Origin of the sequence: Nonomuraea sp. B10E15, from assembly GCF_039871615.1 — a bacterium.
In the GTDB taxonomy this organism is placed as follows: domain Bacteria; phylum Actinomycetota; class Actinomycetes; order Streptosporangiales; family Streptosporangiaceae; genus Nonomuraea.
Genome location: NZ_JBDPMB010000007.1, coordinates 16,605 through 39,781 on the forward strand (window position 1 = coordinate 16,605; position 23,177 = coordinate 39,781).

Below are 23,177 nucleotides of genomic sequence, written 5' to 3' on the forward strand. Positions count from 1 at the left end.
TGCCGCGGGCGGCGGGGACACCACGCCGGTCCGCATGGAAATCGGTGAGCCTCAGGAGCTCCTGGTTCCGCAGAACACCACCGAGACCGAAGGCTCCGAGGTTCTCGCCGCGCTCTTCTCTCCGCTTGTCGGCTACGACGAGAACAAGCAGCCAGTCGAGGAGGCCGCCGAGTCGATCACGACCGAAGACAGCAAGGTCTGGACGATCAAGCTGAAGTCCGGCTACACGTGGCACGACGGCACCGCCGTGACCGCGGCCGACTACGCGCGCGCGTGGAACTACGCGGCACTCCAGGACAACGCCATGAGCGCGTCCTACTTCTTCGGGCGCATCGACGGCTACGAGGACGTCCACCCGGGCGAGGGCAAGAAGCCGTCGGCCAAGGAGATGAAGGGCCTCAAGGTCGTCGACGACCTCACGCTCGAGGTCACGCTCGCGGCGCCGTTCTCGCAGTTCAAGACCATGCTGGGCTACACCGCCTTCTACCCGCTGCCGGAGTCGGCCCTCGGCCCCGACGGCAAGGTGACCCAGGCCTACGGCGAGCAGCCGATCGGTCAGGGCCTGTTCAAGCTGGACAAGCCCTACAAGAAGGGCACCGACGCGACCATCGAGGCGTCGGTGTACGACAAGTTCCCGGGCAAGAAGCCCTCGAACTGGACCAAGCTCCAGTTCAAGCTCTACACCAGCGCCGAGACCGCGTACAACGACCTCCAGGCCGAGAACCTCGACGTCGACGACTCGCTGCCTCCCTCCGCGATCGCCAGCGCCAAGGCCGCGCTCGGTGACCGCTACTTCGACGAGGCCGACGCCTCCATCGGCTACATCGGCGTCCCGCTGAAGTACAACCCCGACTTCCAGGACGTGCAGGTCCGCCGGGCCATCTCGCTGGCCATCGACAGGAAGACCATCGCCGAGACGGTCTTCTCCGGCACCCGCGCGCCCGCCGACGACTTCATCAACCCGGCCATCCCCGGCTACCGCCAGGGCGCCTGTGACGCGTGCACGTACAACCCGGCCGAGGCCAAGAAGCTGTACGACGAGGCGGGCGGCCCCAAGACCATCGAGATCGGCTACAACGCCGACGGCGGCCACAAGGAGTGGATCGAGGCCGTCGCCAACAACCTCCGCGCCAACCTGGGCATCGAGGTCACGCCGAAGCCGTTCGAGAAGTTCCAGGGCATCCTGGACGCTCTGGACAGCAAGGAGTACAAGGGCCTGTTCCGCATGGGCTGGGCGATCGACTACCCGGCGGCCGAGAACTACCTGACCCCGATCTTCGCCACCGGGGCCATCGAGTCCGGTTCCAACTACGGCGGCTACTCGAACAAGGAGTTCGACGAGCTGATCAAGAAGGGTGACCAGGCGACCGACGCCGCCGAGGGCCTGAAGTTCTACCAGCAGGCCGACGACATCCTGATCAAGGACCTCCCGTACATCCCGGTCTACTTCTACCGGAGCAACTTCGGGCACTCCACTAAGGTGAAGAACGTCAAGCTCAACCTGCTCAACCAGATTGACTGGGCAGACGTCGAGAAGGCCTGACGTCGTTCGCCGGGGTGGGCGGCCGCGCCGTCCACCCGTCGGAGGGCTGAACTTGGAGGCAGCCGCTCGAGCCGGGTAGTTCGCGGACTCCGAGGGCTGCCTCCAGGTGTGTACCGGAGGGCTTGAATGGGCCGTTATGTCATCAGGCGCTTGATCCAGGCGATCCCCGTCCTGTTCGGCGCCACGCTACTCATCTTCTGCATCGTCTTCGCGCTGCCCGGAGACCCCATCGCGGCGTTGTTCGGGGACAAGCGTCCCGACCCCGCGATCGCCGAGGTCCTGCGCGAGCAATACCACCTCAACGATCCACTGCTGGTGCAGTACTGGTACTACATCAGCGGCGTGCTCTTCGCGGGCGACTTCGGCGTCAACTTCGCCGACGTCCCCGTTTCCCAGATCATGGCGGGCAAGTTCCAGGTCACCCTGAACCTCGCGCTGACCGCGCTGGTCATGGAGGCCGTCATCGGCGTCGGCCTCGGCCTGTGGGCCGCGCTGCGCAGGGGCAAGGCCACCGACACCATGATCCTCGCCTCGACGCTGCTGTTCATCTCAGTCCCGACGCTGGTGACGGGGTTCGTGCTGCAGCTCCTGCTCGGCGTGAAACTGAAACAGTGGACGGGCGCCGACATCTTCCCCGTCGCCGGCACTTTCGCCGGCTGGCGCAGCTACCTGCTGCCCGGCTTCGTGCTGGCGGGAACGTCGATCGCCTATCTGACCAGGCTCACCAGGACCAGCCTGGCGGAGACCCTGAGGGCCGACTACATCCGCACGGCCACGGCCAAGGGCCTGTCGAGACGCCGCGTCATCGGCAGGCACGGGTTGCGCAACGCGTTGATCCCGCTGGTCACCTTTCTGGGCGCCGACCTCGGCAACCTGATGGGCGGCGCGGTCATCACCGAGACGATCTTCAACCTGCAGGGGATTGGAAATCAGCTCTTCCAGTCGGTTTACTTGCGGGAACAACCGGTGGTCGTGGGCATCGTCACCATCCTGGTGCTGATCTACATCCTGGCCAACCTGGTCGTCGACATGTTGTACGCCCTGCTCGACCCGAGGATCCGCTATGAGTAACCCAACCCCGCCGGTCGGGCCCGGGCTCCCGGATACGCAGACCTTGGTCACGGAGCCCACCCAGGCACCGGAACGCGAGGGCAAGAAGCCCAAGGGCGGCAAGCCCGCCAGCCTGTGGACCGACGCGTGGTACGACCTGCGGCGCCGGCCGATGTTCATCATCTCGGTGATCATCATCTTCGTGCTGCTGGTCATGTCGTTCTGGCCGTCGCTGTTCACCTCGATCGACCCGTTCAACGCCAGGAGCTGCGACCTGTCGACGGCGCGTCAGGGGCCCAGCCCCGGCCACCTGTTCGGCAGGGACAACCTGGGCTGCGACCTCTACTCCAGGACGATCTACGGCGCCCGGAACTCGATCATCATCGGCGTGTTCACCACGATCGTCACCACGCTGATCGGCAGCCTGCTCGGCATCATCGCCGGCTACAAGGGCGGCGCCGTCGACGCGGTGTCCTCGCGGTTCACCGAGATCTTCTTCGCCATCCCCGCGATCCTCGGCGCGCTGCTGATCGCGGCCACCTTCCGCGGCAAGGCCAACAGCATCCTGCTGGTCATCGTCGCGCTGGGAGTGCTCGGCTGGCCGATGACGTACCGCATCATGAGAGCGGCCGTGATCACCGCGAAGAGCCAGGACTTCGTGGTGGCCGCCAGGGCGCTGGGAGCGGGAGCGGGCCGGATCATGTTCCGTCACCTGCTGCCCAACTCGCTCGCGCCGGTCATCGTCGTGGCCACGATCAACCTGGGCGGTTTCATCGCCGCCGAGGCCGCGCTGTCGTTCCTGGGCGTCGGCGTGCTGTCCCCGGACATCTCGTGGGGTCTGATGATCGCCGACGCGCGCAACCGGTTCCTGGAGGCGCCGCTCCCGCTGGTGTTCCCTGCGGCGTTCCTGTGCGTCACCGTGCTCGCGTTCATCATGATGGGCGACGCGGTGCGCGACGCGCTCGACCCGAAGCTCAGGTAGAAGGGGGGATCACGTGAAGAAGACGTCAGCGGACGTGCTGCCTGAGCTCTCCGAAGGAGGGGCGCTGGGCGACCATCCACTGCTCGCGGTCGACAACCTGCACGTGGAGTTCCGCACCCGCGCCGGGATCGTACGCGCGGTCAACGGGGTGAGCTACACCGTCAACCCCGGCGAGACGCTCGCGGTGCTGGGCGAGTCCGGTTCGGGCAAGTCCGTGACCGCGCAGGCGATCATGGGCATTCTCGACATGCCGCCGGCGGTGATCCCCAAGGGGGAGATCCGCTTCAAGGGCACCAACCTGCTCCAGCTGTCGGAGGAGGCCCGCACGCAGGTGCGCGGCCAGCGGGTCGCGATGATCTTCCAGGACGCGCTCTCCGCGCTCAACCCGGTGTTCACCGTGGGCTGGCAGATCAGCGAGATGTTCCGGGTGCACCGGGGCATGTCCAAGGCCGACGGGCTGAAGAAGGCCGTCGAGCTGATGGACCGCGTGCGCATCCCGGCCGCCAAGCAGCGCGTCCACGACTACCCGCACCAGTTCTCCGGAGGCATGCGGCAGCGCATCATGATCGCCATGTCGATCGCGCTGGACCCCGAGGTGCTGATCGCGGACGAGCCGACCACGGCGCTCGACGTGACCGTCCAGGCCCAGATCATGGAGCTGCTGGCCGAGTTGCAGCGCGAGAGCCAGATGGGTCTCATCCTGATCACCCACGACCTGGGCGTCGTCGCCGACGTGGCCGACAAGATCGCCGTGATGTACGCGGGGCGCATCGTGGAGAACGCCCCCGTGCACGACATCTACAAGGGGCCCGCGCATCCGTACACGAAGGGCCTGCTGGAGTCGATCCCCCGGGTCGACCTCAAGGGCCACGAGCTGTACGCGATCAAGGGGTTGCCGCCCAACCTGCTCGACCTGCCGACGGGCTGCGCGTTCCACCCCCGGTGCCCGTACCGTCAGGACGACTGCGTGACCGACACGCCCCCGCTCCACGAGGTCAGCGGCACGCGGAACAGCGCCTGCCACTACTGGAGGGAGGTCCTCGATGGCGAGCTCCAGTGAGCGCATCCTCGAGGTGCGCGACCTGGTCAAGCACTTCCCGCTCACCCAGGGCATCGTGGTCAAGAGGCAGATCGGCGCCATCAAGGCCGTCGACGGCGTCTCGTTCGACCTGCACAAGGGCGAGACGCTGGGCATCGTGGGCGAGTCGGGCTGCGGCAAGTCCACCCTCGCCAAGGTCCTCATGGCGCTCGAACGGCCCACGTCGGGCTCGGTGACGATCAACGGCCGGGACATCGCCAAGGCCAGGGGCAACGAGCTCAAGCGCATGCGGCGCAACATCCAGATGGTGATGCAGGACCCGTACACCTCGCTGAACCCCCGGATGACCGTCGGTGACATCATCGGCGAGCCGTACGAGATCCACACCGAGGTGGCGCCCAAGGGCGACCGCCGCACGAAGGTGCAGGAACTGCTGGAGGTCGTGGGCCTCAACCCCGACCACATCAACCGCTACCCGCACCAGTTCTCCGGCGGCCAGCGGCAGCGCATCGGCATCGCCCGCGGGCTGGCGCTGCAGCCGGAGATCATCGTCTGCGACGAGCCGGTGTCGGCCCTCGACGTGTCGATCCAGGCGCAGGTCATCAACCTGCTGGAGCGGCTGCAGAACGAGTTCGACCTGGCGTACATCTTCATCGCCCACGACCTGTCGGTGGTGCGCCACATCTCCGACCGGGTCGGGGTGATGTACCTCGGCAAGTTCGTGGAGCTCGGCAAGGACACCGAGATCTACGACCGGCCGGCGCACCCGTACACGCAGGCGCTGCTGTCGGCGGTGCCGGTGCCCGACCCCGAGGGGCGGGAGCAGCGCGAGCGCATCATCCTCCAGGGCGATCCGCCGTCGCCCGCCAACCCGCCGTCGGGCTGCCGGTTCCGCACGCGGTGCTGGAAGGCGCAGGAGATCTGCGCGGAGGAGGAGCCGCTGCTGCAGATCCGGCCGGGCACGGCGCACGAGAGCGCCTGCCACTTCGCCGAGACGCACGACGTCGTCCACGTCGGCTGAACCACCCTGCACGGCGCAGGCCCTCCGAGCCCTGCTCGGAGGGCCTGCGCGTCTCAGAGGGTGGCGATGAGGGCGGAGCCGTGGCCGAAGAGGCCCTGGTTGACGGCCAGGCCGACGCGGGGGCGGAGAACCTGGCGAGGGCCCGCGCGCTCGCGCAACTGGGTGGTGAGCTCGCAGAGCTGGGCGATGGCCTGGGCGGGGACGGCCTCGCCGAACGAGGCCAGCCCGCCCGACGGGTTGACCGGGAGGCGGCCACCGACGGCCGTCTCGCCGGCGCGCAGCAGCTTGTCCGCCTCCCCCGGCGGGCACAGGCCGGCGTCCTCCATCCAGTCCAGTTCCAGCGCCGTCGACAGGTCGTACACCTCCGCCAGCGAGACCTCCTCGGGCCCCACCCCGGCCTCCTCGTAGGCGGCGTGCGCGATCGCCGCCCTGAACGGCCTCTCGGGCGGCGGAACGGCAGCCCAGGAGTCGGTGGCGAAGTTCGGCATTTCCAGGACGGCGCTGGGGAAGGTCGGTGTGACGGTGGCCACGGCGGCCAGGCGTACCAGGGGGGTCGTGCCGCGGCGGCGGGCGTACTCCTCCGAGGCGAGCACCACGGCGGCGCCCCCGTCGGAGGTGGCGCAGATGTCCATCAGCCGCAGCGGATCGGCGACCATGGGGGAGGCCAGCACCTCGTCCACGGTGACAGGCCTGCGGTAGCGGGCCATGGGGTTGAGCGAGCCGGCCCGCGCGTTCTTGACCTTGACGGCGGCGAAGTCGGCGCGGGTGGAGCCGTGGACGGCCATGCGCCTGCGGGCGTAGAGGCCGAAGTACGCGGGGTTGGTGGCGCCGAGGAGCCGGAAGCGCAGCCAGTCGGGGTCGTCGGGCCGGTCGCCGCCCACCGGCGCGAAGAAGCCCTTGGGCGTGGAGTCCGCCCCCACGACCAGGGCGACCTCGCACAGGCCCGCCAGGATGCGGGTGCGCGCGATGTCGACGGCCTGGGCGCCCGAGGCGCAGGCGGCGTAGCAGGACGCGATCCTGGCGCCCGACCAGCCGAGCGCCTGGGCGTAGGTGGCGCCGGCGACGAAGCCGGGGTAGCCGTTCCTGATCGTGTCCGCGCCGACGAGGAAGTCCACGTCGGTCCAGGCCACGCCGGCGTCGTCCAGGGCCGCGCGGGCGGCCGCCACGCCGTACTCCACGAAGGGACGGCCCCACTTGCCCCAGGGGTGCATGCCCGCGCCCAGCACCACGACGCTCATGACGGCCGCCGCCACATCCACACCTGGGGCCCGTCGGCCAGCGGGCCCGAGGTGAGCTCCAGTTCCATGCCCACCTCCAGCTCGGCCACCGTCAGGCCCGTGACCTGGCCGAGCACCACGATGCCCGCCTCTTCCAGCTCGACCGCGGCCAGGGTCACCGGCTCGTACGGCTCCGCCGCCACGTACGGCGCCGGCGGCGGGTAGCAGGCGTTCGTGTACGACCAGACCCGCCCGCGTCTCGGCAGCCGGACCTCGCGCAGCTCCGTGCCGCCGCAGCGGGGGTCGGGGCAGAGGCCGTGCCGCGGCGGGAAGCAGACGGTGCCGCAGTCCGCGCATCCGGTGCCGAGGAGGCGGACGCCGTCGTGGTCGATGGCGAACCAGCCGTCGATCGCAAACGTCATAGCCGGAGTATCACACAAGCGCTTGCTAGGTTACATCCCTTCGCCGCCTGCGCTGCGTCACCAGCACCCGCGCCGACATCGCCGCCACCAGCATCACCATGCCCGCGATCACCGGCGTCCTGGAGGACGGCGGCGCCTCGCAGAAATACGGTCCCGGCGCCACGCCGCCTGGCGCCGGCACGTCCAGCCGGCCGGCCGCCCGCAGGGCGAGCGCCGCGTCGACCACCCCGTGCCCGTAGGCGCGGCTGTGGCCGCCGGCCGGCCGCCGCCTGGTGCCGAGCTCGATGGCCCGCCGCACGTGGTACGGCGACAGGCTCGGATGCGCCGACCTGATCAGGGCCGCCACGCCCGCGACCATGGCCGCGGCCGAGCTGGTGCCGTCGCCGATCACGTACGAGCGGCGACCGTCGGCCGTCACGATGTCCGTGCCGGGCGCGACCACCGAGACGTAGTCCTGCCTGTTGGAGAACCCGGCCACCGCGAGCCGCCGGTCCACGGCGCCCACGGCGATCACGCCGGGGTAGGCGGCGGGGAAGTTCTTCCTGTTCGCGGCGGCGCCGTCGTTGCCCGACGAGGCCACGAGCACGGCGCCCCTGGCGATCGCGTACTGGACGGCCGCCTCCTCCGTCGCCGAGCCCTCCCAGGAGCCGCTGCCCCCGCCGAGCGACATGCTGATCACCTCGGCGCCGTGGTCGGCCGCGTAGCGGATGCCCCTGGCCAGCGCGTTGCGCCCGCCCGAGCGCTGCTTCTTGCGCTGCGGGTCGCCGTTGTCCAGCGTGACCCTGACGGACAGCACCTTGGCGTCCGGCGCCACCCCGAGGACGCCGCCCTCACGCTTTTCACCGTGCCCGTGACCGGCGATCAGGCTGGCCATGGCGGTGCCGTGGCGCCCCCACCGGTGCGGGCTCCTGGCCACCCCGGTCAGGTCGGGCCCCTGGATCACGGCGCCCGCCAGGTCGGGGTGGCGGCCGTTCACGCCCGTGTCGAGCACGGCCACCACGGCGCCCGCGCCCTTGCTCGTCCGCCAGGCGTCGGGCAGCCGCATCGCGCCGAGCTGCCACTGGCCGGCCCGCGCGACCCGGCCGACGTCGTCGGAGGCGCTCGGAGCGGCGACGCCCAGCACCGTGCCCACTGCCAGCGCTGTCACCAGGGCGGGCACGAGGATCCTGCTCATCCGGTCAGCGCCCGGTGCGGTGCCGTCGCGGGCCGTCCGGTGCTGGAGAGGGCCGGCGGCGGGCCGCCGACACCCACCCCGGCAGGCATGTACGTGACTCGCGCGCCCGGGCGGAGGCCTGGCACGGTGAAGATCGGTCGGACTAACCGGCGTTCGGGCACGGGAGGCTCCGGGGCAGGCAGGAGCGGGGACGACATCGGCAGCGGGACAACGGAGGGCTGGTACACGTCGACCTCGAAAGGGAGGGGGAGGGGACGTTTGACCGGCATTCTGACACGCGACCGCTGCGCCAGCCCGACGCTTCAGTAAACAGACCGATACGCGGAGTAATTCCGATCTGTGGCTTTTCGCCCTAGGAAAGAGGGGAAAGCCGGACATGTGCTCCGGGTGGGAGCCCCAGGCGCTGCGCCGCGTCACCGGAGTTCACGGCGATCGCGATCAGCCCTGCCGAGTCCGCGAACGCGACCAGTTCCCCTGGCGGCACCGCCGAGAACGTCTCCCGGTACGGCAGCGAGAGCTGCCGCCGCCCCAGCCGCACCCCCAGCGTGTCTCCCACCCGCACGCCCAGCGCGTGCAGGTCGCCCGCCGTGATCGACAACTGCGTGTTGCCGTAGCGGTCGACCGAGACGACCTCGCCCTCCACCGAGCCCTCACGCAACTGGGAGGTCGGCTCCGGCAGCGAGACCAGCCTGCCGACCGGGATCTCCGGCCCCAGCTCCGCCGGGCTCAGCCCGCCGCACAACCGCGCGGCCACCGGCGCGAACACGTCACGCCCGGGAAACGTGGGCGAGACCGGCCGCAGGAAGTGCCGCTCGTCGCTGATCTCGTGGGCCGCCTGCGCGCCGCCGCCGGCGCGCACGGCCCACGACAGCAGCCCGTTGTCGGGCCCGATGAACACCCGGCCGCCCGCCTCCACGGCCACCGCGCGCCTGGACGCGCCCGCCCCCGGATCGACCGCGGCGATGTGGACGCCCGCGGGAAGGTAGGGGATGGTCTGGGCGAGCACGGCCGCGCCGCGTCGTACGTCCCCCGCGGGGATCAGGTGGCACACGTCGATCACCCTGGCCTCGGGGGCGATCCCGGCGATCACTCCATGGCAGGCCGCCACATAGCCGTCTTCGAGCCCATAGTCCGTGAGCAGCGTGATTACTGAGGTCACATTTGGTGACTGTACGTCTGTCCAACCGCCATGAACAGCAGCGCCCCGCACATTACGATGGCCACGGGCCGCGTGCGTGCGACGTGAACGTCACACGCCCCTTCCGAGGAGGACACCATGGGAGCACCGCTCAGCGGTGACAATGCTGCCCAGGAGCCGTCCCGCCGGCAATCACTCTCACAACGCGATCAGGAGCTCCTCGCCTTCGAGCGCCAGTGGTGGCGCCACGCGGGCGCGAAGGAGCAGGCCATCAAGGAGACCTTCGGGTTCTCCGCCACGCGCTACTACCAGCTGCTCGGCGAGCTGATCGACAGGCCGGAGGCGCTCGAGCAGGACCCCATGCTGGTCAAGAGGCTGCGCAGGTTACGCTCCACCCGTCAGCGTGACCGGGCCGCCAGAAGGCTTGGCATGCGCCCCTGACCGGCTGGGTACGGCAGCCGCGTGAGGAACATCCCTGGAATGGAAGCGATCTTGAGCGATCCGGCAGGCGCCGTGATCGGGCTCGACTTCGACGGCACCCTGTCGCCGATCGTGCCCGATCCCGCCGAGGCCGTGATCCACCCGAAGGCCCCCGAGGTTCTCGCCGAGCTGGGCGCCCACGTCCTCGCAGTGGTCATCGTGACCGGCAGGCCCCCGGCCACCGTGCTGGAGCTGGGGCCAGGGCTGGCCGACGTGCCGGGGCTGGTCGTGCTCGGACACTACGGGTTCGAGCGCTGGGAGCACGGGCGCGTCTCCGCACCCCCGCCCCCCGCCGGCGTGCCGCGCAGCGAGGCCGAACTGCCGCTGCTGCTCGACTCGCTGGGCGTCGAGGGCGTGACCGTCGAGGACAAGGGCCGGGCCGTGGCCGTGCACACCCGGCGCAGCCCCGACCCCGACGGCACCCTCGCCAAGCTGCGCGAGCCGCTGGCCAAGCTGGCCGAGAAGCACGGCCTGGTGATCGAGCCCGGCCGCTACGTCCTGGAACTGCGGCCGCCGGGCATGGACAAGGGCCAGGCGCTCAGCCTGTTCCTGGCCGAGCGGGCAGCGAGATCCGTCCTGTTCGCCGGCGACGACCTCGGCGACCTGGCCGCCTACGACGCCGTCGACGCCTCCAACCTGCCCGGCGTGACCGTGTGCAGCGGCTCGGCCGAGGTGACCGCGCTGGCCGAGCGGGCCGACATCGTGGTGGACGGCCCCGAGGGAGTGGTGGCGCTGCTCGGCGAGCTGGCGTCCGCGTTCAGCCGTTCCTGACCGCGCTCCGGCACCCCTCAGGCGAGGGCGTCGAGCTGGGCCTCCAGCCACTTCTGCGGCGGCAGGGCGGTGGCCGCCGCGTGCAGCTTGTCGCGGCGCGTCCGCCGCTCGTCCTCGGGCATGACGAGCGCGTCGTGCAGCGCTGCGGCGGTGCCGCTGACGTCGTACGGGTTGACCAGGAGCGCGTGGGGCCCCAGCTCGGCCGCCGCGCCCGCCTCCCGCGACAACACCAGCGCGCAGCGCGGCGACAGCACCGGGCCCTCCTTGGCCACCAGGTTCATGCCGTCGCGAATCGGGTTGACCAGCAGCACGTCGGCCATCCGGTACGCGGCGAGCGAGCGCGGATAGTCGTCGTTGACGTTGAGGATCAGCGGGTCCCAGTCCTCCGTGGCGTACTCGTCCTCGATCTGCTGGGCGCAGCGCTGCACCGACGCGGTGTATTCGCGATATTCGGGCAGGTCGTGCCGGCTCGGGTAGGCGAAGGCCAGGTGCACGACCCGGCCGTGCCACTCGGGGTGGGCGCCGAGGAACTCGCCGTAGGCCACCAGGCCGCGCACGATGTTCTTCGACAGCTCGGTGCGGTCGATGCGGACGATCAGCTTGCGGTCGCCCACCTGCTCCCTCAGCGCGGTCATGTGGGACTCGACGTCGGGCTCACAGGCCCGCTCCCAGAGAGCGGCGCCGTCCACGCCGAGGCTGTGCACGCCGATGCGGGTCGTCCTGCCGTCGTGGGTGACGCTGCGCCCGACGCGGTCGGCCTCCGCGCCCAGCAGCGCCTCGCAGCAGTCCATGAACGCCTGCGCCCACCTGCCGGTGAGGAATCCGGCGTGATCGGCCCCCAGAATGCCTTCCAGGACCTCTCGCGCGACCTCGTCGGGCAGCAGGGAGAAGTATTCGGGCGGCGCCCACGGCGTGTGGCTGAAGTGGGCGATGCGCAGGTCCGGCCGCTCGGCGCGGAGCATCGCCGGGGTCAGGGTCAGGTGGTAGTCCTGCACCATCACCCTGGCCTCGTGGCCGGCCTCCTCGGCCAGCGCCAGCGCGAACGCGCCGTTGTAGTCGCGGTAGGACTCCCACTCGCGCCCGAACTTGGTGCCGAAGAGCGGCGCGTTGGGGATGTCGTAGAGCAGGTGGTTGACGAACCACAGCGTGGAGTTGGCCACGGCGTTGTAGGCGCGGTGGAAGGTGGCGGGCGGGATGTCGAGCATGCGCAGCGGGCCGGTGTCGTAGCCGGCCTGGTCGATGCGGCCGCCGGGGGCCAGGCGCACGGCGCTGCGGTCGCCGTCGGACAGCGCCGCGCAGACCCACAGGACGCCATCGCCCTTGGCCACGCCGGACAATCCCGACACCAGCCCGCCGCCGCCGCGCCGCAGGGTCAGCTCGCCGTCGTCGGAGACGGTGAAGGAGACGGGGCCGCGGTTGGAGGCCACCAGGACGTTGTTCACGGCGACCGCTCCTGCCGAGCGGGCCGCGCGCAGGGCGGTGAGCTGGCGTGAGACCTCAAGGAGACTCCTTCCGACTGGCGTGTCGGCGTAGACGGAACCACACTGATCATCGTGGTGATCGGCCCATCGGAAAAGGAAGGATGCCAACAAGGCTCCCTACGACCATAGGATCCCAGCTATGGCGCTTGATGAGCTAACCGAGGAACTCGCCCGCTCCGCCGCGGCAGGAGACCACCGTGCTCTTGGCGAGCTGCTGCGGCGGATCGAGCCCGATGTGATGCGTCACTGCGCCCGCATCCTGCCCTACCACCAGGACGCCGAGGAGGCCTCCCAGGACACCCTGCTGGCCGTGGCGCGCAACATCGGGCGCTTCGAGGGGCGGGCCAGGTTCAGCACCTGGCTGCACATCGTGACGGCCAACTGCGCGCGCACGACGTACCGGTCGCTCAAACGACGGGCGGCCGAGCAGAGCTCGGACGAGCTGCCCATGCAGAAGCCCGACGTGCGGCGCGTCAGCGTGATCGCGGGCTCGCGGCTCGACCTGCTCGACGCCATGGAGGCGCTGGAGGCCGACAAGCCGGATCTGGCGCAGGCGCTGGTTCTGCGCGACATCGTCCAGCTCGACTACAACGAGGTGGCCGACCAGCTCGGCATCCCGCTCGGCACCGCGAAGTCGCGCATCCACCAGGCGCGCAAATACGTGCAGGGCGTGCTGGGAGACGACTATCGCTGAGACCTCTCGTCCCATTATTTGAGACGGGAGGACGTTTCCGCCACGTGGGCGGGTAGAGTCCGAGTCGACAACTGAATATTGCTCATCCAGAGGGGTGGAGGGACCGGCCCTGCGAAGCCCCGGCAACCCTCCCGGCTTGTGACTCGCGACCTGGCGAGGCCGACCGGGACAAGGTGCCAATTCCGGTCTGTGGTCAAGGTGGCCGCAGACGAAGATGAGGGAAGGCCTCGCTTCATGTCGCTCGATTTCGGTCCCGCCGTCGGTCTGTCCTGCCGCGAGTGCGGCGCGCGTTACCCGCTCGGTCCGAGCTTCGCCTGCCAGGAGTGTTTCGGGCCGCTCGAAGCGGCCTACGAGTTCGGCGAGGTGACCCGCGCGGCCATCGAGTCGGGTCCCGCCAACATCTGGCGCTACCGCTCGCTGCTGCCCGTGCCGGCCGACGTCGCCGACAAGCCCAACATGAACCCCGGGTGGACCAAGCTGGTCAGGGCCGGCAATCTCGGGCGGGCGCTCGGCATCAGATCCCTCCACGTCAAGGACGACTCGGGCAACCCCACCCACTCCTTCAAGGACCGCGTGGTCGCCATGGCCGTCGAGGCGGCCCGCAACTTCGGCTTCCACACGCTCTCCTGCTCCTCCACGGGCAACCTCGCGGGCGCGGTGACGGCCGCCGCGGCGCGGGCCGGGCTGGAGGCGTGCGTGTTCATCCCGGCCAACCTCGAACAGGCCAAGATCGCCATGGCCCGGGTGTTCGGCGGCCGGCTGGTCGGCATCGAGGGCACCTACGACGACGTCAACAGGTTCTGCTCCGAGCTGATCGGCGACCCGCTCGGTGACAAGTGGGGGTTCACCAACATCAACCTGCGCCCTTACTACGCCGAGGGCTCCAAGACGCTCGCGTACGAGATCGCCGAGCAGCTCGGGTGGCGGCTGCCCGAGCAGATCATCATCCCCATCGCCTCGGGCTCGCAGCTCACGAAGATCGACAAGGGCTTCAAGGAGCTGGTGGCGCTGGGGCTGGTCGAGGACACGCCCTACAAGATCTTCGGGGCGCAGGCGGCCGGGTGCTCGCCGGTGTCGACCGCCTACAAGGCGGGGCACGACGTCGTGCAGCCGGTCAGGCCCGACACCATCGCCAAGTCGCTGGCCATCGGAAACCCCGCTGACGGGCCGTACGTGCTGGACATCGCGCGGCGGACCGGAGGGGGCGTCGAGGACGTCACGGACGCCGAGATCGTGGCCGCCATCAAGCTCCTGGCCTCGACGGAGGGCATCTTCGCCGAGACCGCGGGCGGCGTGACCGTGGGCGTGCTGAAGAAGCTCACCGAGACCGGGCAACTCGACCCGGAGGCCGAGACCGTGGTGCTGAACACCGGCGACGGCCTCAAGACGCTCGACGCGATCAGCGGCGACGCCAGGCCCACGGCCGTGATCAAGCCCTCCCTCGACGCGTTCCGCGCGACTGTCTGACAACCAGGAAAGGCGAGTTAAACCATGAGCGTTTCTGTGCGGATTCCCACCATTCTGCGCACCTACACCGGGGGCAACGCGGAGGTCAGTGGCGAGGGTGCGACTCTTCGTGACGTGCTGGCCAAGCTGGACTCTGACTACCCGGGTATCGGCGCGAGAATTCTGGATGAATCGGGCAAGATTCGGCGTTTTGTCAACGTTTATGTGGGGGAAGAGGACGTCCGATTCGCCCAAGGGCTGGACACTCCGGCCCCGGAGGGCACCCAGATCTCCATCATCCCCGCCGTCGCCGGCGGTTGAGTGCGGCAGATCACACTTCGGCGAAGGCGCCCCTTGTGGGCGCCTTCTTCTTTTCCCGGCAATTCAACGTTGAACCGTCGATGAGAGGAAATGCGCAGTCTGCGGATTGACTCTGTTGCCAAACCCCGTGCCACAGGTATGGTCGAGGGCGATCGCCTGGCTGATTTTCCGTTAAGTCAGGCGATTACGGGTCTCGCGAAGGAATGGGCGAGGTCTGGGAGCCCAGTAAGAGGAGTCGGAAGTGGCGCAGGGCACCGTCAAGTGGTTCAACGCGGACAAGGGCTACGGCTTCATCGCGGTAGACGGTGGTAAGGATGTATTCGTCCATTACTCAGCGATCATGATGGACGGGTACCGCTCTCTCGAACAGGGACAGCGTGTCGAGTTCGAGATCACGCAGGGCCAGAAGGGGCCGCAGGCGGAGTCCGTCAGGACGGTCTGATTCACCGCACTGGTATGCACCGGCGGGATCGCGCGGCAGCGCAGTCCGGGCGAACCGTCACCTTCCTTTCGTCGATCCTGGTACGGCGAGCCGCGTGCGCGAACCGCGGCCAGCGGTGCGCCCACGGGGCGGCTCGCCGGACAGACGACTGACCTGGGGGGGAGCGCCGGCCACGGGTGAGTTCGCTTGCACTCGGCAAGGTAGAGTGCTAAACAGTTCGTTGGCACTCTATGCAGTAGAGTGCCAACACCGGATCGAGACGATGGGGTCTGCCGAACGGAGATGCTGACCCATGCCGTCGCGGGCGTCGGCTCGGTCCACGACAAGCCACCCTGCATCTGGGAGGTCTAGCCTTATGGCAGCCAAGATGATCGCGTTTGACGAGGACGCCCGGCGCGGTCTCGAGCGCGGTATGAACCAGCTCGCCGACGCCGTCAAGGTGACCCTGGGCCCCAAGGGGCGCAACGTCGTGCTGGAGAAGAAGTGGGGCGCTCCCACGATCACCAACGACGGTGTGTCCATCGCCAAGGAGATCGAGCTCGAGGACCCGTGGGAGAAGATCGGCGCGGAGCTGGTCAAGGAAGTCGCCAAGAAGACGGACGACGTAGCCGGCGACGGCACCACGACCGCCACCGTGCTCGCCCAGGCGCTGGTGCGTGAGGGCCTGCGCAACGTGGCCGCCGGCGCCAACCCGATGGCTCTGAAGAAGGGCATCGAGGCGGCCGTCGAGCGGGTCAGCGAGGAGCTCTCCAAGCTGGCCAAGGACGTGGAGACCAAGGAGCAGATCGCTTCGACCGCCTCCATCTCCGCCGCCGACCCCGAGATCGGCGCGCTCATCGCCGAGGCGATGGACAAGGTCGGCAAGGAAGGCGTCATCACCGTCGAGGAGAGCAACACCTTCGGTCTCGAGCTCGAGCTCACCGAGGGCATGCGCTTCGACAAGGGCATGACGTCGATGTACTTCGTCACCGACTCCGACCGCATGGAGGCCGTGCTCGAAGACCCGTACATCCTGATCGTCAACGGCAAGGTCTCCGCCAACAAGGACCTGCTGCCGCTGCTCGACAAGGTTGTGCAGTCGGGCAAGCCGCTGCTGATCATCGCCGAGGACGTCGAGGGCGAGGCCCTGGCGACCCTGGTGGTCAACAAGATCCGCGGCCTGTTCCGCTCCGTGGCCGTCAAGGCCCCGGGCTTCGGCGACCGCCGCAAGGCCATGCTCAACGACATCGCGATCCTGACCGGTGGTCAGGTCATCGCCGAGGAGGTCGGCCTCAAGCTCGAGACCGCCACCCTCGACCTGCTGGGCCGTGCCCGCAAGGTGGTCGTGACCAAGGACGAGACGACGATCGTCGACGGCGCCGGTGACGCCGAGCAGATCTCCGGCCGGGTCAACGAGATCCGCGCCGAGATCGAGCGCACCGACTCCGACTACGACCGCGAGAAGCTCCAGGAGCGGCTGGCCAAGCTGGCCGGCGGCGTGGCCGTCATCAAGGCGGGCGCGGCGACCGAGGTCGAGCTCAAGGAGCGCAAGCACCGCATCGAAGACGCCGTCCGCAACGCGAAGGCGGCCGTCGAGGAGGGCATCGTCCCGGGTGGTGGCGTGGCGCTGCTGCAGGCCGGCGCCAAGGCGTTCGACAAGCTCGAGCTCAACGGCGACGAGGCCACCGGTGCGGCGATCGTGAAGAAGGCTCTGGAGGAGCCGCTGAAGCAGATCGCGGTCAACGCCGGCCTCGAGGGCGGCGTCGTGGTCGAGCGCGTGCGCAACCTCACCCCGGGTGAGGGCCTCAACGCCGCGTCGGGCGAATACGTCAACATGTTCGAGGTCGGCATTCTCGACCCGGCCAAGGTGACGCGCTCGGCGCTGCAGAACGCCGCCTCCATCGCGGCGCTCTTCCTCACCACCGAGGCCGTCATCGCCGAGAAGCCGGAGAAGACCCCGGCCGCTCCCGCCGGCATGCCCGGCGGCGGCGACATGGACTTCTAGGTCCTATTTCGCGAGGCGCGTCCCAAAAGAGCGGCCCGGTTTTTCCGGGCCGCTCTTGCTTTTGTTTAACTGCCATTACGTTTCGCAATTGAACTGCTACGTGGAGTGAGAAAGGGTTGTCCCCACGCATCACCTCATCGAAGGAGCAGACAAGTGTTCTCCCGCAGCAAGCGCATGCTGGGCGTGGCCGTTCTCGGCCTCGCCGCCGTGACCCTCACCGCCGTTCCCGCGCATGCCGACAATCCTGTCGTCTTCACCCAGACCGTGACCCGGAGCGGGCCGCTGTGCACGCTGCAAGCCTGGGTGCCGCTGCTCGGCAACGTGGGGTCGCTGGCCGAGAGCTGCGACTAGCGCCCACGCGAAAGGCGCCCCACCAGCGTGCGGTGGGGCGCCTTTCCCGTCGTCAGACCCCGTAGTGGGGGATGAGGTGGCCGCGGGCCAGGGTGTTGGCGGTGATGTTGAAGCCCACCACCGCCGGGCTGGTGCCGCTGTCCAGGCCGAGCGAGTCGACCCCCAGCGCGTGGACCGTGAAGACGTAGCGGTGCGGGTCGCCAGGAGGCGGGGCGGCGCCGCCGTAGTCCCTGGTGCCGTAGTCGTTGCGGGCGTGCACCGCGCCCGCGGGCAGACCCTTGAACTCCGGGGCCGTGCCCGCGCCCGTCGGCAGCTCGGTGACCGAGGCGGGGAGGTCGAAGAGCACCCAGTGCCAGAAGCCGCTGCCTGTGGGGGCATCGGGGTCGAAGCAGGTGACGGCGTAGGAGCGGGTCCCGGCGGGAGCGCCGGACCAGCGCAGCTGGGGCGAGAGGTTCTGGCCGGTCATGCCCCAGTCGTTGAAGACGTGCAGGTCGTTGAGCCGCTCGCCGTCCTGGAGGTCGTCGCTCTCCACCACGAGCGCGGGGACCGACGGCAGGTGTTCATGGGGAAGGGGTGCTGGCACGGCATCCTCCTAGGTTGAGAGCTCCTTGCCCAGCCATCCTAGAAGCGGCCGTGCCGGACGCCCGTCAGCCCGCCAGCTGTGGCGGCAGCGCCTTGTCGTGCAGGACCGTCAGCGAGGTCACCGCCCGGGTGAGGACCACGTAGAGCCTGGCCAGGCCGCGCGGCTCGGCCGCGACGATGTCGGCGGGCTCCACGACGACGACGTGGTCGTACTCCAGGCCCTTGGCGAGGGTCGCGGGCACGATGAGCAGGCGGTGCTCTTCGGTCGAGTCGGGGCCGAGAACGGCGTGGGGGAGGCCGGCGAGGGCCTCGGAGACCGCGTCGACCATCGCGTCAGGGGCGATGACGCCGATCGAGCCGTCCCTGGCCAGGGCCTCCTCGGCGGCCTGCGCGACCGAGCCGCCCTCGCGGACGGTGAGCGACCCGGCGCCGGGCCGCAGCGACTGCGGGGCGGCGAGGCCCGGGGCGATCGAGGGGAGCAGGCGGGCTGCGTAGTCGAGAACCTCCCTCGGCACGCGGAAGCCGAGCGTCAGCTCCGTGACCTCGCCCTCCCGCTGGCCCAGGTGGCCGAGCACCGACTCCCACGAACGCGTCGACCATGGCGTGGTGCCCTGGGCGAGGTCGCCGAGCACGGTGGCCGAGCCGTTGCGGCAGCGGCGGCCGAGGGCGCGCAGCTGCATCTCGGACAGGTCCTGGGCCTCGTCGACCACGAGGTGGCCCAGCGACGGCGTGCGTTCCATCAGGTCGCGGAGCTCGTCGAGGAGCGCGGCGTCGGCGGCCGACCATTTGGCGGACTTCCAGCTCCGGTACGGCTTGCGCCACAGGAGCGTTTCCTGCTCTTCAGGCGACAAATCTGATTTAGCGGCTCGCGCTAGGAATTCCGGATCTGACAGCAAGCGGTGAAGGACCTGTTCGGGCGTCAGTTTGGGCCAGACCGCTTCCACCAGTTGTTTCACCGGTTTCGACCGGGCCACCGCGTCCTGCACCCGGTCGTCGGGCGACTCGCCGCGCTGCTCCATGCGTACGAGGACCATGTGGGCCAGCCGCTGCGCCAGCGCCGCCCGGCCGGGGTTGTAGCGCGTGGTGCCGCGCAGGGAGGCCACGATCTCGCGTACTTCGTAGTCGGCCACCCGGTGCCGGTAGGCGCCCTTGGTGTAGACGAGGCCCTCCTCCGGTTTCACGATGTGCAGCCAGAGCGCGCGGTCGAGCACCGCCGCCATCCTGGCGTCGCCCTTCACCGCGGCCACCATCGGGTCCTCGGGCGCGGCGTGTTCGCCGAGCAGGCCGGCCACCGTGGTCTGGTCGACCTTGACCTCGCCGAGCGCGGGCAGCACAGAGGAGATGTAGGACAGGAAGGCCCGGTTGGGCCCGACGATCATCACGCCCGACCTGGCCAGCCGCTCGCGGTGGGTGAACAGCAGATAGGCGGCGCGGTGCAGGCCGACGGCGGTCTTCCCGGTGCCGGGGGCGCCCTGCACGCACACCGTCTGGGCCAGGGTGGAGCGGACGATCTCGTCCTGGTCGGGCTGGATCGTGGCGACGATGTCACGCATCGGGCCGGTGCGGGGGCGTTCGATCTCCTCGGTGAGGATCCTGGACGGGCCGATCTCGACGCCTTCGCCGAGCGGCTCGTCCTCGAACGCCGTCAGCGCCCCGCCGTGGTAGCCGAAGCGGCGCCGGCGCGCGATCCCCATGGGGTCGGCGGGACTGGCCTGGTAGAACGCGCGGGACACCGGCGCGCGCCAGTCGATGACCAGCGGCCTGCTGTGGCCGTCGTGCACGTGGCGGCGCCCGACGTAGATCGTGCCGGGAAGGTCGTCGCTCTCTCCCTCGTGCTCATGGTCGCGATCTCCCGGCCCGTCGCTCTCTTGCCGCGGGCTCTTCCGCTCCGCGCGGTCGAGGCGGCCGAAGAACAGCGGGGTGTCGGGATGGTCGGCGAGCGCGGCCACCCGCTGGTCGAGCAGCGACTGGAGGATCTGCTGCGACACCCAGTCGCCGGCCGCGTCGGACGAGAGGGACTGGGCGTGGGCGCGCATGGCTTTGAGCGCGGCTCTGGACTCGGCCAGATGGGCCTGCTCGGCGGCGAGCACGTCGGTGGGTATGTCGGGGGCCAGTTGGTGTGCGGGCATGCGGAAGCGCCTCCCTGGTTGAACGACGGAGGTGGTTACAGGCAGCGAATCCGCCAGTTTAGTCGCCACGATTGCGGGCTTCCAAAGCATTTAGCTCCGGCGGCCTGGGTACGCATAGGGGGTGGTGCGGGTCCGGCTCCGCTTCTCGCCGATCATTCCCACGGTCGCGAGCTTCCTCCTGGCGGCGTTGTGGGGACTCTCGGTGTTCGCGGGGTGGGGGCTGCAGGCGTTCTGCGCCGGTGGCGAGTCGATGGCGACGTGTTCGCAGCGTCTCGGCACGGTCGCCACGCTGTCGGGGGTGTTCGCGGTGGTCGCCGCGTGCTGCACGGTGGCGGCCTGGCTGCTGCCGTGGTCGCGGCACGATCCGCGTACGTTCGGCCACCTGATGGGCGCCGGCGTGCTGCTCTGGATCGTCGCGGGGGCGGTGCTCTTCGTCGGCGGTCTGCTGGTCAGATAGAGGGGCAGATCAGCCCACAAGGGATCAAGCTCGGAATACCGAAATATTCGGGCATATCAGGTGGGTTTGTCGGATCATGGGGGTATGTCGCAGGCGGCGTGATAGTACGCAGGTGAGGGGGGTGGTTCGATTGTCTTCGACCCGCGGAGTCTCGTGGACGTGAAGCCACGCTGATGCCCGGCCGCTCGGGCGAGCGGCTGGGCATGACCGCCGGGATCGCCGTCACACGCCGCCGAGCACGTCGTCGGCGTCGATGATCTGGTACGCGTACCCCTGCTCGGCGAGGAACCGCTGCCGGTGCGCCGCGAACTCCTGGTCGACCGTGTCGCGGCTGACCACCGTGTAGAACCGGGCGCCACCGCCGTCGGCCTTGGGCCGCAGCACGCGTCCGAGCCGCTGCGCCTCCTCCTGGCGCGAGCCGAACGTCCCCGACACCTGGATCGCGATGGCCGCCTCGGGCAGGTCGATGGAGAAGTTGGCCACCTTCGACACCACCAGGACCTGGATCTCCTTGTCGCGGAAGGCCTGGTAGAGGCGCTCGCGTTCCTTGACCCGGGTCTCGCCCTTGATGACCGGCGCGTTGAGGTGCTCGCCGAGCTCGTCGAGCTGGTCGATGTACTGGCCGATGACCAGCACCTGCTCGCCCAGGTGGCGGCGGACCAGCGCCTCGGTCACCTGCGTCTTGGACGGCGTGGTCGCGCAGAACCGGTAGCGCTCCTCCGACTCGGCCATCGCGTACGCCAGCCGCTCGTCGTCGGTGAGCGTGACCCGCACCTCGACGCAGTCGGCCGGCGCGATCCAGCCCTGGTTCTCCATCTCCTTCCACGGCGCGTCGTAACGCTTGGGGCCGATCAGCGAGAACACGTCGCCCTCGCGGCCGTCCTCGCGCACCAGCGTCGCGGTCAGCCCGACCCGCCTGCGGGCCTGAAGGTCGGCGGTCATCCGGAAGATCGGGGCGGGCAGCAGGTGCACCTCGTCGTAGACGATCAGGCCCCAGTCGCGGGCGTCGAACAGCTCCAGATGGCTGTAGACGCCCTTCCGCCTGGTGGTCATCACCTGGTAGGTGGCGATGGTGACCGGGCGGATCTCCTTCTTCGTGCCGGAGTATTCGCCGATCTCGTCCTCGGTCAGCGACGTGCGCTTGAGCAGCTCGGTCTTCCACTGGTGGGCGGAGACCGTGTTCGTCACCAGGATCAGCGTGGTGGCCTGGGCGTGCGCCATGGCGGCCGCGCCGACGAGCGTCTTGCCCGCGCCGCACGGCAGCACGACCACGCCGGAGCCGCCGTGCCAGAAGGCGTCGGCCGCCTCCTGCTGGTAGGGGCGCAGCTTCCAGTCGTCCTGCTTCAGCGTGATCGGGTGCTGCTCCCCGTCGACGTAGCCGGCCAGGTCTTCGGCGGGCCAGCCGAGCTTGAGCAGGGCCTGCTTGACGTTGCCCCGGTCGCTCGGGTGCACGATCACGGAGTCGGGGCCGAGCCGCTCGCCCAGCATCGGCTGGATCTTCTTGGAGCGCAGCACCTCCTCCAGCACGGCCCGGTCGGTGGAGGTCAGCACCAGGCCGTTGGCGGGGTCCTTCTCCAGCCGCAGGCGGCCGTAGCGCGCCATGGTCTCGGCGACGTCGACCAGCAGGGCGTGCGGCACCGGGTAGCGGCTGAAGCTGATCAGCGCGTCGATGACCTGCTCGGCGTCGTGCCCGGCCGCGCGGGCGTTCCACAGCGCCAGCGGGGTGACGCGGTAGGTGTGCACGTGTTCGGGGGCGCGCTCGAGCTCGGCGAACGGCGCGATCGCCTTGCGGCACGCGTCGGCCCGCTCGTGGTCGACCTCGAGCAGCAGCGTCTTGTCCGATTGGACGATCAGCGGTCCATCGCTCACTGGCTTGTCTCCGTGGGGTTGGGGCGGGGCCCTGCAGGACCATCGTCTCCTGATCCCGGCTCGGCCGCTCCAGTGTGCAACATCCAGGGCGTCAGGATTAGTCCTGCCGCCCTTCGGAGGTGGTCTCGTGGAGACCCGCTGAGCTCCGTCAGTCGTCGAAGTAGCCGTTGAGGCCCAGGAAGAGGAACGTGCCGACGCCCAGCACGAAGCCCACCCCGAACAGGACCCAGCTCCAGATCACCATCGTGCGGGCGGTCTGCGGCTCGTTGCGCGCCTTGCTCAGCGCCAGTCCCGCGAGGATCGCGCCCGGCAGGCCCAGGACGTTGCAGCAGGAGACGAGCGCGAGGAGGTTGAGCACGAGCGAGACGATCGCGTTGGCGAGCGGACCTTCGTCGCGCGGAGGCGGCGGATAGCCGTAGCCGTAGCCATACTGCGGGGGCGGCTGGTCGCCGTAGGGCGCGCCGTACGGCTGGTACGGATAGCCCGATGGGTCTTGCTGGCTCATGGTCACCTCCAGACAGGTCAACACTTATCACGGAATTGAGGCGCGGCTGACCGAGTGAGCGTACTCGGTCGGGCCGTGA

General features: G+C 69.6%; 23 protein-coding genes and 1 riboswitch. Of the genes, 14 read left to right on the plus strand and 9 right to left on the minus strand.

Annotated features, from left to right (window positions below):
• Positions 1-34 precede the first annotated feature (34 nt).
• The 5 genes from ABGB14_RS21345 (at position 35) to ABGB14_RS21365 (ending at position 5,635) form a co-directional block, all read left to right on the plus strand.
• On the plus strand, positions 35-1,543 hold the full coding sequence (locus ABGB14_RS21345) for an ABC transporter substrate-binding protein (RefSeq protein WP_347645562.1): 1,509 nt from the start codon (positions 35-37) through the stop codon (positions 1,541-1,543).
• Positions 1,544-1,669: 126 nt separating this feature from the next.
• The gene (locus ABGB14_RS21350) at positions 1,670-2,614 is read left to right on the plus strand and encodes an ABC transporter permease (protein WP_347645563.1); all 945 of its coding nucleotides are present in this window, start codon (positions 1,670-1,672) and stop codon (positions 2,612-2,614) included.
• Complete coding sequence (locus ABGB14_RS21355) at positions 2,607-3,575, plus strand: ABC transporter permease (RefSeq protein ID WP_347645564.1); 969 nt, start codon at positions 2,607-2,609, stop codon at positions 3,573-3,575. The genes ABGB14_RS21350 and ABGB14_RS21355 overlap by 8 nt, the downstream gene beginning before the upstream one ends.
• A 13-nt stretch (positions 3,576-3,588) precedes the next feature.
• Entirely contained in the window at positions 3,589-4,635 is a 1,047-nt protein-coding gene (locus ABGB14_RS21360; RefSeq protein ID WP_347645565.1) for an ABC transporter ATP-binding protein, read from the plus strand.
• The gene (locus ABGB14_RS21365; protein WP_347624307.1) at positions 4,619-5,635 is read left to right on the plus strand and encodes a dipeptide ABC transporter ATP-binding protein; all 1,017 of its coding nucleotides are present in this window, start codon (positions 4,619-4,621) and stop codon (positions 5,633-5,635) included. The genes ABGB14_RS21360 and ABGB14_RS21365 overlap by 17 nt, the downstream gene beginning before the upstream one ends.
• Before the next feature lie 53 nt (positions 5,636-5,688).
• Here the strand turns inward: ABGB14_RS21365 and ABGB14_RS21370 are convergent, their stop codons facing one another.
• The 4 genes from ABGB14_RS21370 to ABGB14_RS21385 form a co-directional block, all read right to left on the minus strand.
• A complete protein-coding gene (locus tag ABGB14_RS21370) occupies positions 5,689-6,873 on the minus strand; it encodes a lipid-transfer protein (RefSeq protein ID WP_347645858.1) in 1,185 nt (394 codons plus the stop codon).
• Positions 6,870-7,274 (minus strand): OB-fold domain-containing protein, encoded by a 405-nt coding sequence (locus ABGB14_RS21375; RefSeq protein ID WP_347645566.1) that lies wholly within the window; start codon positions 7,272-7,274, stop codon positions 6,870-6,872. Before ABGB14_RS21375 ends, ABGB14_RS21370 begins: the two co-directional genes overlap by 4 nt.
• 25 nt (positions 7,275-7,299) lie before the next feature.
• Positions 7,300-8,448, minus strand: a complete 1,149-nt coding sequence (locus tag ABGB14_RS21380) for a S8 family serine peptidase (protein WP_347645567.1) — start codon at positions 8,446-8,448, stop codon at positions 7,300-7,302.
• A gap of 352 nt (positions 8,449-8,800) precedes the next feature.
• Complete coding sequence (locus tag ABGB14_RS21385; RefSeq protein WP_347645568.1) at positions 8,801-9,607, minus strand: SAM-dependent chlorinase/fluorinase; 807 nt, start codon at positions 9,605-9,607, stop codon at positions 8,801-8,803.
• 117 nt (positions 9,608-9,724) lie between these two features.
• On the opposite strand from ABGB14_RS21385, the gene ABGB14_RS21390 reads away from it, so the two are divergent.
• Together ABGB14_RS21390 and otsB are read left to right on the plus strand one after the other, a co-directional pair.
• The gene (locus ABGB14_RS21390) at positions 9,725-10,027 is read left to right on the plus strand and encodes a DUF3263 domain-containing protein (protein ID WP_347645569.1); all 303 of its coding nucleotides are present in this window, start codon (positions 9,725-9,727) and stop codon (positions 10,025-10,027) included.
• A gap of 39 nt (positions 10,028-10,066) precedes the next feature.
• Positions 10,067-10,837, plus strand: coding sequence for a trehalose-phosphatase (gene otsB / locus ABGB14_RS21395; protein ID WP_347645570.1), 771 nt, complete (start codon positions 10,067-10,069; stop codon positions 10,835-10,837).
• Between the two features lie 17 nt (positions 10,838-10,854).
• On the opposite strand, the gene ABGB14_RS21400 is transcribed toward otsB, so the two are convergent.
• Complete coding sequence (locus ABGB14_RS21400) at positions 10,855-12,279, minus strand: trehalose-6-phosphate synthase (RefSeq protein WP_347645571.1); 1,425 nt, start codon at positions 12,277-12,279, stop codon at positions 10,855-10,857.
• 178 nt (positions 12,280-12,457) lie between these two features.
• Here ABGB14_RS21400 and ABGB14_RS21405 point away from each other — a divergent pair, with 178 nt between their 5' ends.
• The 6 genes from ABGB14_RS21405 (at position 12,458) to ABGB14_RS21430 (ending at position 17,556) form a co-directional block, all read left to right on the plus strand.
• The gene (locus tag ABGB14_RS21405; protein WP_132511701.1) at positions 12,458-13,012 is read left to right on the plus strand and encodes an RNA polymerase sigma factor; all 555 of its coding nucleotides are present in this window, start codon (positions 12,458-12,460) and stop codon (positions 13,010-13,012) included.
• A 79-nt stretch (positions 13,013-13,091) separates the two neighbouring features.
• Positions 13,092-13,233: riboswitch (SAM riboswitch) on the plus strand.
• Positions 13,234-13,246: 13 nt separating this feature from the next.
• Positions 13,247-14,479, plus strand: coding sequence for a threonine synthase (gene thrC, locus ABGB14_RS21410; protein WP_347645572.1), 1,233 nt, complete (start codon positions 13,247-13,249; stop codon positions 14,477-14,479).
• Positions 14,480-14,503: 24 nt separating this feature from the next.
• A complete protein-coding gene (locus tag ABGB14_RS21415; RefSeq protein ID WP_132331077.1) occupies positions 14,504-14,779 on the plus strand; it encodes a MoaD/ThiS family protein in 276 nt (91 codons plus the stop codon).
• A gap of 241 nt (positions 14,780-15,020) precedes the next feature.
• The gene (locus ABGB14_RS21420) at positions 15,021-15,221 is read left to right on the plus strand and encodes a cold-shock protein (protein ID WP_106250594.1); all 201 of its coding nucleotides are present in this window, start codon (positions 15,021-15,023) and stop codon (positions 15,219-15,221) included.
• Between the two features lie 355 nt (positions 15,222-15,576).
• Positions 15,577-17,205, plus strand: a complete 1,629-nt coding sequence (gene groL, locus ABGB14_RS21425) for a chaperonin GroEL (RefSeq protein WP_347645573.1) — start codon at positions 15,577-15,579, stop codon at positions 17,203-17,205.
• A 153-nt stretch (positions 17,206-17,358) separates the two neighbouring features.
• On the plus strand, positions 17,359-17,556 hold the full coding sequence (locus ABGB14_RS21430) for a hypothetical protein (RefSeq protein ID WP_347645574.1): 198 nt from the start codon (positions 17,359-17,361) through the stop codon (positions 17,554-17,556).
• Between the two features lie 52 nt (positions 17,557-17,608).
• On the opposite strand, the gene ABGB14_RS21435 is transcribed toward ABGB14_RS21430, so the two are convergent.
• Together ABGB14_RS21435 and ABGB14_RS21440 are read right to left on the minus strand one after the other, a co-directional pair.
• The gene (locus ABGB14_RS21435; protein WP_347645575.1) at positions 17,609-18,139 is read right to left on the minus strand and encodes a YbhB/YbcL family Raf kinase inhibitor-like protein; all 531 of its coding nucleotides are present in this window, start codon (positions 18,137-18,139) and stop codon (positions 17,609-17,611) included.
• A 64-nt stretch (positions 18,140-18,203) separates the two neighbouring features.
• Positions 18,204-20,267 carry an AAA family ATPase gene (locus tag ABGB14_RS21440; RefSeq protein WP_347645576.1) on the minus strand — a complete coding sequence of 688 codons (2,064 nt, stop codon included), beginning with the start codon at positions 20,265-20,267 and terminating at the stop codon, positions 18,204-18,206.
• Positions 20,268-20,388: 121 nt separating this feature from the next.
• Between ABGB14_RS21440 and ABGB14_RS21445 the strand changes: the two genes are divergently transcribed.
• Complete coding sequence (locus ABGB14_RS21445; protein ID WP_347645577.1) at positions 20,389-20,724, plus strand: hypothetical protein; 336 nt, start codon at positions 20,389-20,391, stop codon at positions 20,722-20,724.
• A gap of 222 nt (positions 20,725-20,946) precedes the next feature.
• On the opposite strand, the gene ABGB14_RS21450 is transcribed toward ABGB14_RS21445, so the two are convergent.
• Both ABGB14_RS21450 and ABGB14_RS21455 read right to left on the minus strand, forming a co-directional pair.
• Positions 20,947-22,593, minus strand: coding sequence for a DNA repair helicase XPB (locus ABGB14_RS21450; protein ID WP_347645578.1), 1,647 nt, complete (start codon positions 22,591-22,593; stop codon positions 20,947-20,949).
• A gap of 148 nt (positions 22,594-22,741) precedes the next feature.
• Entirely contained in the window at positions 22,742-23,098 is a 357-nt protein-coding gene (locus ABGB14_RS21455; RefSeq protein ID WP_347645579.1) for a DUF4190 domain-containing protein, read from the minus strand.
• Positions 23,099-23,177: the final 79 nt, after the last annotated feature.